At 38.2% G+C, this 12,784-nt stretch carries 11 protein-coding genes; 6 read left to right on the top strand and 5 right to left on the bottom strand.

Translation table 11 applies throughout. The annotated features are described in order from the left end of the window. The first annotated feature begins 49 nt into the window (after positions 1-49). From radC to L1S31_RS12385, 3 genes are read left to right on the top strand one after another with little or no spacing between them, the layout of a single operon-like run. Positions 50-739 carry a RadC family protein gene (gene radC, locus L1S31_RS12395; RefSeq protein ID WP_236465050.1) on the top strand — a complete coding sequence of 230 codons (690 nt, stop codon included), beginning with the start codon at positions 50-52 and terminating at the stop codon, positions 737-739. A 1-nt stretch (position 740) separates the two neighbouring features. Next, positions 741-1,424 (top strand): YjjG family noncanonical pyrimidine nucleotidase, encoded by a 684-nt coding sequence (locus L1S31_RS12390; RefSeq protein ID WP_236465049.1) that lies wholly within the window; start codon positions 741-743, stop codon positions 1,422-1,424. Continuing rightward, on the top strand, positions 1,424-2,173 hold the full coding sequence (locus L1S31_RS12385) for a hypothetical protein (protein ID WP_236465048.1): 750 nt from the start codon (positions 1,424-1,426) through the stop codon (positions 2,171-2,173). The genes L1S31_RS12390 and L1S31_RS12385 overlap by 1 nt, the downstream gene beginning before the upstream one ends. Here L1S31_RS12385 and L1S31_RS12380 read toward each other — a convergent pair. Then, positions 2,170-3,447: a replication-associated recombination protein A gene (locus L1S31_RS12380; RefSeq protein ID WP_236465047.1), complete on the bottom strand. Its 1,278-nt coding sequence runs from the start codon at positions 3,445-3,447 to the stop codon at positions 2,170-2,172. The two genes, L1S31_RS12385 and L1S31_RS12380, sit on opposite strands and share 4 nt — an antisense overlap. Positions 3,448-3,538: 91 nt before the next feature. On the opposite strand from L1S31_RS12380, the gene L1S31_RS12375 reads away from it, so the two are divergent. Further along, positions 3,539-4,291 (top strand): rhomboid family intramembrane serine protease, encoded by a 753-nt coding sequence (locus tag L1S31_RS12375; RefSeq protein ID WP_236465046.1) that lies wholly within the window; start codon positions 3,539-3,541, stop codon positions 4,289-4,291. On the opposite strand, the gene rlmB is transcribed toward L1S31_RS12375, so the two are convergent. From rlmB to L1S31_RS12355, 4 genes are all read right to left on the bottom strand, one after another. Continuing rightward, complete coding sequence (rlmB, locus tag L1S31_RS12370; protein ID WP_236465045.1) at positions 4,292-5,026, bottom strand: 23S rRNA (guanosine(2251)-2'-O)-methyltransferase RlmB; 735 nt, start codon at positions 5,024-5,026, stop codon at positions 4,292-4,294. It lies immediately after the preceding gene. A gap of 67 nt (positions 5,027-5,093) precedes the next feature. Further along, the gene (locus tag L1S31_RS12365; protein ID WP_236465044.1) at positions 5,094-6,548 is read right to left on the bottom strand and encodes a SusD/RagB family nutrient-binding outer membrane lipoprotein; all 1,455 of its coding nucleotides are present in this window, start codon (positions 6,546-6,548) and stop codon (positions 5,094-5,096) included. A gap of 3 nt (positions 6,549-6,551) precedes the next feature. After that, positions 6,552-9,827 carry a SusC/RagA family TonB-linked outer membrane protein gene (locus tag L1S31_RS12360; protein WP_236465043.1) on the bottom strand — a complete coding sequence of 1,092 codons (3,276 nt, stop codon included), beginning with the start codon at positions 9,825-9,827 and terminating at the stop codon, positions 6,552-6,554. Positions 9,828-10,040: 213 nt separating this feature from the next. Further along, positions 10,041-11,708 carry a BamA/TamA family outer membrane protein gene (locus L1S31_RS12355; protein ID WP_236465042.1) on the bottom strand — a complete coding sequence of 556 codons (1,668 nt, stop codon included), beginning with the start codon at positions 11,706-11,708 and terminating at the stop codon, positions 10,041-10,043. Positions 11,709-11,890: 182 nt separating this feature from the next. Between L1S31_RS12355 and rpsL the strand changes: the two genes are divergently transcribed. Beyond that, positions 11,891-12,274 carry a 30S ribosomal protein S12 gene (rpsL, locus tag L1S31_RS12350; RefSeq protein WP_007136570.1) on the top strand — a complete coding sequence of 128 codons (384 nt, stop codon included), beginning with the start codon at positions 11,891-11,893 and terminating at the stop codon, positions 12,272-12,274. Between the two features lie 23 nt (positions 12,275-12,297). Continuing rightward, on the top strand, positions 12,298-12,774 hold the full coding sequence (gene rpsG, locus L1S31_RS12345) for a 30S ribosomal protein S7 (protein ID WP_236400946.1): 477 nt from the start codon (positions 12,298-12,300) through the stop codon (positions 12,772-12,774). The last annotated feature ends 10 nt before the right edge of the window (positions 12,775-12,784 follow it).

Raw genomic sequence — 12,784 nt, 5'->3', positions numbered from 1 at the left:
GGTTTCCATTTTTTAAGTGTTTAGATTTGAATCTGATAAAGTATTTGTTTTGGATCAGAATTTTTCCATAAAACACTGGGCAGAAGATGATAAGCCCCGCGAAAAACTAATGCTCAAAGGTAAAACAGCTTTGAGCGATGCCGAACTCATTGCCATTCTCATAGGTTCGGGAAGCAGGAACGAAAGTGCTGTGGGTTTGAGCAAACGGATTTTGTCGAGCGTAGACAATAACCTCAATGCTTTGGGAAAATTATCATTAAAGCAACTAATGGAATTCAAAGGAATAGGAGAGGCGAAAGCCATTTCAATTACCGCAGCAATGGAATTGGGGAGAAGGCGCAGGGCGGAAGAATCTGTTGAACTCCAAAAAATAACTTCAAGCAAAGCCGTTTTCGAAATCATGCAGCCTCTTATCGGCGAACTGCCGCATGAGGAATTTTGGGTACTTTATTTAAATAATTCCAATAAGGTAATTTACAAATCCCAACTATCAAAAGGTGGCATTACAGGAACAGTGGTAGATGTGCGATTAATTTTCAAAACCGCATTGGAACATAATGCTACTTCCGTAATTTTGTCGCATAACCATCCTTCGGGAAAATTGCTGGCAAGTGACGCCGACAGGGAAATAACCAAAAAACTAAAACTGGCAGGAGATCAATTGGACATCAAAATCCTTGACCATGTCATTATTACCGAAACAGGTTATTTCAGTTTTCAGGACGAAGGCATTTTTTAAAATGAAAAACATAACAGACATTTTTTTTGACTTAGACCACACGCTTTGGGATTTTGACAGAAATTCGATTTTGGCCTTTGACAAAATATTCAGGCAGCATTATCCAACCATTGACACCCAAAAGTTCATCGAAATCTACGCGCCGATAAACCAGGCATGCTGGAAATTGTATCAGGTTGATAAAATCACCCACGAGGAATTGCGTTATAATCGCTTGAGGCAGTCATTCGATGCTATGGATTATAATATTTCCGATGAGGAAATCAATCGGATTTCGCATGATTACATTGAATTCCTGCCAGACAACAACCAATTGTTCGACGGAGCAATAGAAATTTTAAAATATTTGCAACCAAAATACAATCTGCACATCATTACTAATGGATTTGCTGAGGTACAGGGAAAGAAAATAAACAATTCGGGTTTGGGGAATTATTTCAAAACCATTACCAATTCGGAAATGGCAGGCGTAAAGAAGCCACACCGCAATATATTTGAATTTGCTTTATCTTTGGCTAACGTCAAAAAGGAAAACGCCATAATGATTGGAGACTGCATCGATGCTGACGTGCGCGGAGCAATTGAATTTGGCATGGAAGCCATATTATTTGACGAAAAGGGAATCCATGATGTTGGCGGCATTAGAAAAATAAATCATTTGTTGGAACTAAAAAACATATTATAATGAAGAAGATTGTCCTGCTATTGCTTTTGATATCAAGCCATGCCTTTTCGCAAAGTGTTAATGACTATCAATACGTAGTTGTGCCTCAGAAATTCAGTATTTTCAGCGAAAGCAATAAGTTCAACCTGAATAATAGTGTTAAGATGTTGTTGCAGAAATATGGTTTCAAGTCTTATCTTGAAACAGAAACGCTTCCTTTTGAAATTATAAACTCCAATTGCAATAAACTCCATGCCGACTTGGTTAAGGAAAGCAACGTTTTTGCTACCAAAATAAAAGTGGTGCTCAAGGATTGCAGTGAAAAAGTCCTTTACGAAACTGCTTTTGGAAAAAGTAACGAGAAAGATCTTGCGATAGCTTTCAATCAGGCATTGCGTGAGGCTGGGAAATCGTTTGAAAGCCTGAATTACAAATACAATGGGAAAAATGGAAGTGTCACCGAGACTAATCTTTCAGAGAAATTGGCAAACAAAGCACAAAGCCTTGAAATAATAGAAGCAACGCCAACTTCAGCTGCAACAAAAAATCCGGAAACTTTTTATTTTGCCCAACCAACTGCAAATGGTTTTCAGGTTGTAAACAACGAACCAAGAGTCATTATGCGTTTGTTCAACACTTCACAAAAAAATGTATTCATTGCCAATAAGGATGCTGTAAACGGGGTTGTGATTAACAAAGAAGGGCAGTGGTTTTTTGAATTTTATGCCAATGGAAAACTCGTTTCAGAATCCCTGAACCTGAAATTCTAATAGCCGTATTTATCTTTCCAGCGATTTTTAAGGAAATTGCGAAGCTCATTTTCCCGCGCATTATTTCCGGGTTTGTAAAAGGCCGTGCTTTTGATTTCGTCGGGTAAATATTCCTGTTCGGTAAAATTGTTGGCATAATTATGCGAATACAGGTATTCTTCGCCATAACCCAATTCCTTCATCAATTTGGTTGGCGCATTCCGCAAATGAATGGGAACCGATAAATCACCGGTTTGTTTTACGGTTTGCTGCGCTTCGCTAATCGCCATATAGCTTGCATTGCTTTTAGCAGAGGTTGCCAGATATACCGCACATTGGCTTAGGATTATCCTGCTTTCGGGATTTCCAATGGCTGAAACCGCCTGAAACGTGTTGTTGGCCATAATGAAAGCTGTCGGGTTTGCGTTTCCAATATCTTCACTGGATAAAACCAACATGCGTCGGGCAATGAATTTCACATCTTCGCCACCTTCAATCATTCGCGCCAGCCAATATACAGCTCCGTTTGGATCGCTTCCGCGGATTGATTTTATGAAAGCCGAAATAATATCGTAATGCTGTTCACCGGTTTTGTCATAAAGCACCGTATTTTGCTGAACCAATTCCATTACCTTATCGTTGGTAATGGTAATTTGGCCTTCAGGGCTTGCGTTTACAACAAGTTCAAAGATATTTAATAGTTTGCGTCCATCACCGCCCGAAAGCCTGAGCAAGGCTTCGGTTTCCTTTAGCTTGATTTTTTTGGATGCCATAAAGGCGTCCTGCTTCATCGCCCTATTCAATAAAGCAAGCAAATCTTCCTTTGAAAACGGATTGAGCACATAAACCTGACAACGTGACAAAAGCGCAGGAATGACTTCAAAACTTGGATTTTCTGTTGTGGCACCAATGAGTGTGATCCAGCCTTTTTCAACCGCGGCCAAAAGCGAATCCTGCTGTGATTTGCTGAACCGGTGAATCTCATCAATAAACAAAATCGGATTTTTTGCGGTAAACAAACCACCGCTCATTTTGGCTTTGTCAATAACGTCGCGAATGTCTTTTACACCGCTGTTTATGGCGCTCAGCTCATAAAATGGGCGATTGCTCTGTTTGGCAATAATCTGGGCCAAAGTGGTTTTTCCGGTTCCCGGAGAACCCCAAAAAATCATCGAAGGAATTACGCCACGGACAATTTGCTGCGTCAGTGAACCATTCTCGCCAACGAGGTGTAACTGGCTGATATAATCTTCTAAACGTTGTGGCCTGATGCGCTCGGCTAGTGGTGCTTCCATGTTGTAAAAATAGCTATTTCTGCCAAAATATCATTATTTTTAACTTTGGCTGCATTTTTGAGCAGGGCAGAATGCATTTAAATTTTTAGGTATGTATAATGATTACCATCATTTTAAGTTTACACCATCGGTTTGGCTTGTTCCTTCTTTATTGATTGTTGTGATTTGGGCTGTTTTTCTATTTGAAAACATTTTCAATGTCGATTTGACGATGTTTGGTATTTTGCCAAGAACTGTTTCAGGTTTAAAGGGAATTCTCTTTAGCCCTTTTCTGCATGGAGACTTAAAGCATATTGCCAATAACACGCTACCCCTTTTTATACTCTCCACAGCGCTGATTTATTTTTACAGGGATATTTCGCTTAAGGTTATATTCTTTGGCATACTGCTTTCTGGGCTGATAACCTGGGTTATTGGAAGAAACTCCTATCATATTGGTGCAAGCAGCCTGATTTATGTTTTGGTTTCCTTTATCTTTTTTAAAGGAATAATGTCAAAATACTTTCGTTTGATAGCATTGTCATTGACTGTCGTGACATTTTATGGGGGAATGATTTGGTATGTCTTTCCACAGGTTGGGAATAATATTTCCTGGGAAGGCCATTTAGGAGGATTAATAACAGGTTACCTATTTGCCAGATATTTCAAGACTCCCGATTATGTCAAGGCTATACAATACCCTTGGGAAAAACCCGATTTTGATCCACAGGATGATCCATTCATGAAACGTTTTGATGAAAATGGGAACTTTGTAAATCCGCCACCGCCAGAAGAGGTAATTGAGGAAATTACCCCAATTGAAGTAAAGTATTTTTACAACTCAAATCAAACACCTAAAGAGTAATTATTGTCTTTGTCTTACGGTTTCATATAAGAAAGCACCGCACGCAACAGAAACATTTAGTGAGCCAATGGTTCCAAACATAGGAAGTTTGGCTTTTTCATCTACAATTTTCAATACTGATGGATTGATTCCGCGGTCCTCACTCCCCATGATAATTGCCACGGGCTCGTTGAGTGAAATATCATAAATGTTTTGGTCCGTTTTTTCGGTAGCGGCTACAGTTTTTATTCCGCTTCCCTGAAGATGGAAAATTGCATCCTTAATGTGTTCCACTTTACAGATGGGAACATTGAAGACAGCACCTGCAGATGTTTTGACGGTATCGCCATTCACAGGAGCAGAACCTGCTTTTTGAACAATGATTCCGTCAACCCCGGTACATTCAGCAGTACGGATAATGGCACCAAAATTTCGGGCATCGCTTAGTTGGTCCAAAATTAAGAACAAAGGAGGTTTTCCACTTTCCAATACTTTTTCAATTAATGTTTCCAAATCATGAAAAGCAATGGGGGATATGGTGGCTACAGCACCCTGATGGTTATTCGAGGTTAATCGGTTAAGTTTTTCAACAGGAACATAGGAGAAGTTGATGCTTTTTTGTTTCATCACCTTCATAAGTTCCTTCATTAAATCACCTTGTGTATCTGATTGGATAAACACTTTATCAATAGCTGCACCCGATTGTATTCCTTCGATAATTGCCCTAATCCCGAAGATTTGATGTTCTTTTTCCATGGCGCAAAGATATAAAAAAACCATCCCGTTTTGGGATGGTTTTATAGTTTATAAAGTATTTTAAGGATTAATGGATATCCCAGAATAATTTAGTTGTTAACGTATTTCCACCAATTGCAGTGATAGCAGCTTCAACATTCGTTGCATTTAAAGTTTCCTCTCTTGCAGGATAGGTTAATCTTGTTGGGACTTCAGTCTCATTAGCATCAGCAGGAGCAATCAATACAGGGAAATCCAATCTTCTGAAAGATGTCCATGATTCGAAACCTCTATTGTAAAGACCAAGGTAAGCCTGTTCTCCAATTTTTTGCTGCCATGTTCCTGTTGCTGTTGTGTAAGCAACATCTGTTTGCGCTAAGTAAGCTGCCTGATCGGCACCAGATACACCCCAGTAATCCATAGATGCTGTAATTGCAGCATTGTAGTGAGATTCTGCAGAACCGCCAACAGCGATTCCTCTTTCAACAGCCTCAGCTAAAAGGAATTCAACTTGTGCTGCATCCATAATCAAACCTTCAAATGTTGGCTCTAAAATCATAGGTCCAATGTGAGAGAAGTTGGCGAAGTTGTTACTTGATCCTGGTTCTCCACCTTCGTAGATTCCACCAATTTGAGTAAAATACATTGCTCTTCTTGGGTCATTCAAATTGTTCATTTGTTCAATAATTGTAGCAGTAGGAACAAAATCATCCCTTCCGCTGGCAACTACGTCTACATAAATTGGATTTGTATTTGGTTGAGCTGACAAATAAGTAAGGCTTGCATTGTCTGCGTTGTCTACAATCACACCGTCAGTTACAGCAGCAAGTGCCTGAGCTGAAGCATAAGTGTGATCGATGTCATCTAAGTTGATAGCCATTTGCAGACGTACAGAGTTTGCAAATTTCTGCCATTGAGCAGTATCACCACCATACATTAAATCCTGTGAACCAAAACTTCCGAAATTAGTATCAAGGCCATGAGAAGCCGCAGTTAACTTAGCAATCAGATCTTTGTAGATCGTTTCACCATCATCATATTTAGGAAGCGGATGCTCAAGCGGATCTAAAGCTTCTGTGTAAGGAACATCTCCAAAAGTGTCTACCAATACATAATATGCATAAGCACTCATGATGTCGATAACGTGTCCTTTGTTGATTCTTTCAGCTTCCTGAGTAGCAATTTCTGCAGGAGTACCAGTGTATACTTCTTCAGCCAAAACGGTTCTTGATTCTTTTAAATCCCTTAGAACGTCTCTGTAAATAACCTGCCAGTGATTGTCAGGAATTGTTCTTGTAGCAACGTCATAGTTACTTTCGTCAGTGTAAGTTGTTTCAGTCCATTGTTGGGTAAACAATCTGAAAACATTAAAGTTTACACTGGTACTGACCATTTGGTCAACCATGTTTTTCTGAGCATTGGTAAACAAAAACTCAGCAGGAACCTCTGTTGGATTAACGGTGTCCTCATTAAGATCTGTAATATCGTCAGAGCAAGAATATAATCCGGCAAAGACAAACAGAAATAAAAATATCTTTTTCATAAATTAAAATTTAAGTGTTAAGTTACATCCAATGTTTCTAGTAGTTGGTAATGATCCAACAGAATAACCAGATGATAAGTTACCTGAACCTAATCCACTTTCCGGGTCTGCGTCTGGTAGATTTTTATGAATGATCCATAAGTTGGTACCAACTAAACTGAATTTCATATTTTCTAACTTCAAACTGTCTACCCATTTTTTAGGGAAGCTGTATGATATAGAAACCTCTCTTAACTTGATGTAAGAAGCATCATATACGAATGCTCTGTTAGGCTGTCTTCTGTAACCGTAGCTGTTTCCGAAGAATTCTGGTCCAGGAGCTCTTACGTCATTTGGAGTTCCGTCAGCAAAAACACCCGGAAGGATGATACCTCCTGAATCAGGACCACCAGTTATAGGGTTTCTGATTGGATTTCCAAGGTCGTTAAGTTCAGCAGTTTCGTTAGGTAAACCTGTAGCCAAACCATAGTATCTGTCTAATGAGAAGATGTCTCCTCCTTTTTGCATGTCAATTAAGAAACTGAATGCAAAATCTTTGTAAGTGAATTTGTTTCTAACACCACCAGTCCAATCAGGGTTGATGTCACCAATGTTGTTGTTAGAACTGTTGTTCAATACATAACGGCCATTAGCACCAACGATTTTTTCACCATTCAAATAAGTGAAATCAGAACCTTTGATGATACCGTAAGGCTGACCAACAGAAGCGTTAATGGTAACACCACCTTGGAAACTACCTAACTGTAAGTTGTCAATTCCATCAGCTAATGAAACTACCTCATTTCTGTTTCTTGCCCAGTTCACGTTAATGTCCCATTGGAAATTAGCCGTTTTAACCGGAGTACCATTCAATTGTAACTCGATACCTTTGTTTTCGATAGAACCTGCGTTTACCAATCTTGAAGTAATACCTGTTGCTTCAGAGTAAGGAACCCTGAAAATTTGGTCATCACTCAAAGAACGATAGTAACTGATGTCAAAACCGAATCTTCTGTCAAACATCTGCATTTCCAAACCAGCTTCATAACTTGATGTTACTGTTGGTCTCAAATCAGGATTGTTTTTGATTGAGTTTACAGAGAATAAACCGTTACCGTCAAAAGCAGGGAATTTAGCATAGCTGTCAGCCAAAGATTGTGCTGGAGCACCATTTCCTACCTGCGCCCAGTTTAATCTGAATTTACCAAATGACAACCAGCTTTGTTTGATTAGATTAGAGAATAATAAACTTCCTGAGATAGAAGGATATGTACTTACGTTATCGTCTTCAGGTAGTGTAGAGTAAGCATCACGTCTCACTGTTCCATCAAGGAAAAGGAAATCGTCATACCCAAAAGACACCTGACCGTAGTAACTGTTGATTCCTTCAGGAACTCTTAATTCCAAAGGATCGGAAATAGGTTGTTGAGAGTTCAGTAAACTGTATACTCCAGGAACGATAAGACCACCATTGGTAGAAGCAAAGATACTGTTGTTGTCAATTCTGTTGATAGATCCTCCTAATAAACCGGTTAAGTTGATTTTTCCAAAATCTTTTTTGAAATTGAAAATCAAATCATAGTTATTTTCACGATACGTTTTGTTGAATCTTTGGTATCCTGAACCTTGATCAAAACGTACGTTGTCAGCATTTGGCACACCAAATTCTGCTGCAACCGAACCAATAGCTCTTCTTTCTTCCTGGATTTCTGAATAGGTATCAGTAGAAATACGAGCTGTTGCAGTTAACCAATTGTTTACTTTATAATCCAATTTAGCATAACCTAAGAATCGGTCCCTGCTGTCATTTTGATAGTTTTGGTAACGTTGGAAATATGGGTTATCCCAGTAAGCCGGAGATAAATCGGTTGGCGATTTAATGTTCCAGGTAACGTTTTGTCCTCCTGAAGCATTGTAAACCTGCTGTTGTGATTTGATATCCACGTTAGTCTGCCACCATTGACGGAAGTTGGACATAATGTTGTCATTGTATCCGGTAGAGTTTCTACCAACCGCTTTTTGAACATTGTAATTTGCAAAAACAGAAAGTGTAAACCTGTCAGTTAGGTTGTGGTTTAACTTAATACTGAAATTGTTTTTCTTGATTTCACTATTTGGCATAAGCCCAGTTTGCTTCAAATTACTGTAGTTGAAAACAAAGTTTGATTTTTCATTTCCGTCTTCTAAGGAAATGGAATTGTTTAATGAAAGCGGAGTTTCAAAAAATTCAATCGGGCCATTTTTAGCTGCTCTCCATTCGGTTTTTTGACCAAAGTTTGGAGAATAAGGGGTAAACGCATCCCACTGATAAACCATTTGTCCATCAAATGGAGCTCCAAACGAAGCATCTTCGTAGAATGGAACTAAAAGATCCTGTGTTCCGTCTCCATCAATATCATCCTGGTTAAAATAGGCATCTTCGTCCGGACCATAGTACAATCCATAACCTGCTCCATATTTTTTCTGATATTCGATAAAAGTGCTTTTATCAATGCTTCCAACAACGGCTTCAGTAGTAAAAGTAACTCCTAAACCTTTTTTGCCGGCTTTTCCTTTTTTGGTGGTAATCATTAAAACACCATTACCTGCCTGATAACCATACAAGGCACTCGCAGCAGCTCCTTTTAAAACGTTTACTGATTCAATGTCTTCAGGATTGATGTCGGTTGCAGTGTTTCCATAATCGAAAGTGGTACCTCTACCATTGGTTTGTGCTTTTGAGTTGGTGTTAGAGTTGTTTACTGGAACCCCATCAACTACGATAAGCATCTGGTTGTTTCCGGTTAAACTTTTAACCCCTCTGGAAACCAAGTTGGTTGAACCTCCAAAGTTGTTGTTTCTTCTAACCTGAACTCCGGCAACTTTTCCAGACAAGTCGTTAATGAAGTTTCCTCCCGCTGTTCCTGATTTTAAATCGGCAGCCTTAACTTCTTGCGTGGCGTAACCCAGGGATTTCTTATCCCTTTTAACACCTAAAGCGGTCACAACAACACCTTCAAGTTCAACAGCATCTTCCTTCATTGTCACATTGACAGTGGTTGAAGCAGCTGAGACTTCTTGCGATTTCATCCCGACAAAATTGAACACCAGTGTTTGAGTTGCTTCTGCCTTGATGGAGTACTTACCGTCAATATCGGTTTGGGTACCCATCGCAGTTCCTTTAACAAGGACATTTACTCCAGGAAGTGGTAAACCGCTGTTGTCTGAAACAACACCAGAAACTACCCTGTCTTGTGCAAAAGAAATTTGCACCAATAACGCTATGAATAACGTTAGGAATCCGTTTAACTTTGTTTTCATTATTTATTTTGGTTATAATTAGTGTTCCAAAATTGCTAAAAAATTATTAAAAATCCTAATGAAAAGTTAAAATTCGCTGTTAAAGTTTATAAACAGCTAGAAGCTAGTTAAAAATGCTTAAAAAATCATCAAAAAATGTCCGAAATCCGCAATAAAGAATCGACGAACTACACGTTTTTTTAACATTTGTATGCGTGCATACATTGTCGGTTTTTAGAAATTAGCTTTAAAACTAATGTGGACAATGGAATTGGAGAGTTTGATGGCTTGATTATTCGTGCTTCCATTGGCATAAACAAGATTGAATAATCCGTTTTTGGTAAAAAGGCCAAAGCCAAAACCAAGACCAAGAAGGTTTTGATTGCTTTCTGATGTTTTGTCCTGAAGGTATCCATAGTCAATAATGCTGTGGACGTACAATCCTGGAGAAAGTACATAGCGGTATTCGGAAAGAATGGAACCGAATAAATTTCCCTGCAGGCTGTTTTCGTTAAAACCTCGTATTGAATTTATCCCGCCAAACCGCTGGAGTTCGTTAACAATGTAATTGCTGCTTTGCAGGTAAAAATTTTGCGTTTTAATATTGACAATGTTTTTGTCGTTCAGATAGAAATTGTGCTTTAAAAACAGGCTTCCAAAAAATTGGCTGTCGGAAAGGAGTTTGGAATCTCTTTTTCCGGTTCCGATTTTTAAATCAAAATACGTTTTCTCGGGGAAAAGAAAATCATCGTTCTTAAAATCGACAAATTCAAATGCGGTTGTGATAAAGGAATTTTCAAAATCGCTCAGGCTTGCCGTGTTTGCATTTTGGATATCGCTCGATTCAGTAGATTGATAGCCCAAATATAAACGGGTGTTGTAATTGAAATAGTAACCTAAGTCTATTGCCGTCTTTGTATTCTGAAAAGTGCTGTCCTGTTTGAAAATATTCAATTGGGCTTTTAGGCCAAGCGGGCTTTTGAATATATAAGGCAGTTCAACCCCTAAATTGAATGTCTTTTGGTCCTGTCCGTCACTTTTCCAGTATAAGGCAAATTTTTCTCCCGAATTCAGTATGTTGTTCAGGGTCAAATCAACATAGCCGCTAAAAACCACTTTTTTATTTTCATCATTGGTAAAGCCAACATAACCATCAAAAGTATTGGGTTTTGTTTTTTCGAGGTAGACATAAATTTTTGTGGAATCTTTGGTAAAAAGGATTTCAGGGTATTTGCTTTGTTTGACAAATCGGAATTTCTCAAAATCATTGTAAAGCCGGTCCAGGTTTTTTTGATTGAAAACTTTATTGCGGTATAAGCGGAGGATATTCTTTTTGTGGCTGAATGGGAATTTGTCATAACCATTAATCACAATGTCGTTAACCTGTCTCTTGATCTCGGTAGTAATCGATAGGTCGGCGATAATGAAATCTTTTGATTTTTGGATATTGACCAGTTTGACTTTGGCCATTGAAAAACCATTGGTTTCCAGTTTTTTTAAAGTGGCAGTTAAAAACCCTTCAATTTCTTCATACGCGAGAATCAAAGTATCTTTTTTAACCGTGTAATTTGCAGCGACATTTTCCTGAAAATTTCTACCTATATATATGCGTGCATAATTTATCCTTTTTCCGAGGCTGTATTTGAAGATGAAAACAGAGTCATTTTGCTTGAAGTTTTCCAGGAATTCGCTTTCGGCATATCCCTTTTTAGTGAGTTTTTCATAAAAGGAATTGTTCTCGTCAATGATGGATTTGGTGTTTTTGTGTTTTGAAACATATCCAATACTGTCAATAATTTTGTTTTCAGTTTCATTTTTGCCGACAATTTTCAGCTGAAATTCCTGTGCAACGGAATTCCAAAAGTTGATAATTAGCAAAAAAAGGACGAAAATCTTTTTCAAATCGGTTAGTTGTTTGCTTCAAAATAACGCAAAAAATCTGTTTTTATTGTTGTTAATCGAATCTAAATAGAATTTGTTTGAAAATTAATTAATTACGATTTGTTTCATTGAAAATAATTACTACATTTGCAACCCCTAAAAAAGCGGGAATTTAATAAATAAAGAAAAATTAGTATTTAATTATGCCAACAATTCAACAATTAGTAAGAACAGGAAGAACTCAGATCACTAAGAAGAGTAAATCGGTTGCTTTAGATTCTTGTCCTCAAAGAAGAGGTGTTTGTACGCGTGTTTACACTACTACTCCAAAAAAACCAAACTCTGCAATGCGTAAAGTAGCGCGTGTACGTTTGACTAATGGAAATGAGGTGAATGCTTACATCCCAGGAGAAGGACACAATCTACAAGAGCACTCGATAGTATTAGTGCGAGGCGGAAGGGTAAAAGATTTACCAGGAGTTAGATACCACATTGTGCGTGGTGCGCTTGACACATCAGGTGTAGCAGGAAGAACACAAAGAAGATCTAAGTACGGTGCTAAACGCCCAAAAGAAGCAAAAAAGTAATCTAAAAACTTTAAAGTAAAGACATGAGAAAAAGAGCGGCAAAGAAAAGACCACTTTTACCAGATCCGAAATTCAACGATCAGTTAGTAACACGTTTTGTAAACAACTTAATGTGGGATGGTAAGAAATCAACAGCTTTCAAAGTATTTTATGATGCTATGGAAATTGTAGAAACAAAAAAGAACAATGATGAAAAATCATCATTAGAAGTTTGGAAAGATGCTTTAACAAACGTTATGCCTCACGTAGAAGTACGTAGTCGTAGAGTAGGTGGAGCTACATTCCAAATCCCAATGCAAATCAGACCAGACAGAAAAATTTCTATGGCCATGAAGTGGATGATACTTTATGCAAGAAAAAGAAATGAAAAATCAATGTCAGGTAAATTAGCTTCAGAAATCTTAGCTGCGGCTAAAGAAGAAGGTGCTGCTGTTAAAAAGAGAATGGATACTCACAAAATGGCAGAAGCAAACAAAGCATTCTCTCACTTCAGATTTTAATATTTAAGAA

The organism is Flavobacterium wongokense (genome assembly GCF_021608265.1).
Taxonomy (GTDB): Bacteria; Bacteroidota; Bacteroidia; order Flavobacteriales; family Flavobacteriaceae; genus Flavobacterium; species Flavobacterium wongokense.
Note: the sequence above shows the minus strand (reverse complement) of the source record. Positions and strands in the feature narration are given on the sequence as shown.

Bases quoted from the DNA above. Each gene is read 5' to 3' on its own strand.
- rlmB (WP_236465045.1), bottom strand. From the start codon at position 5,026: ATGGAAAAAGAACATCAAATCTTCGGGATTAGGGCAATTATCGAAGGA.
- rpsG (WP_236400946.1), top strand. From the start codon at position 12,298: ATGAGAAAAAGAGCGGCAAAGAAAAGACCACTTTTACCAGATCCGAAA.
- L1S31_RS12390 (WP_236465049.1), top strand. From the start codon at position 741: ATGAAAAACATAACAGACATTTTTTTTGACTTAGACCACACGCTTTGG.
- rpsL (WP_007136570.1), top strand. From the start codon at position 11,891: ATGCCAACAATTCAACAATTAGTAAGAACAGGAAGAACTCAGATCACT.
- L1S31_RS12375 (WP_236465046.1), top strand. From the start codon at position 3,539: ATGTATAATGATTACCATCATTTTAAGTTTACACCATCGGTTTGGCTT.
- L1S31_RS12360 (WP_236465043.1), bottom strand. From the start codon at position 9,827: ATGAAAACAAAGTTAAACGGATTCCTAACGTTATTCATAGCGTTATTG.
- L1S31_RS12380 (WP_236465047.1), bottom strand. From the start codon at position 3,447: ATGGAAGCACCACTAGCCGAGCGCATCAGGCCACAACGTTTAGAAGAT.
- L1S31_RS12365 (WP_236465044.1), bottom strand. From the start codon at position 6,548: ATGAAAAAGATATTTTTATTTCTGTTTGTCTTTGCCGGATTATATTCT.
- L1S31_RS12385 (WP_236465048.1), top strand. From the start codon at position 1,424: ATGAAGAAGATTGTCCTGCTATTGCTTTTGATATCAAGCCATGCCTTT.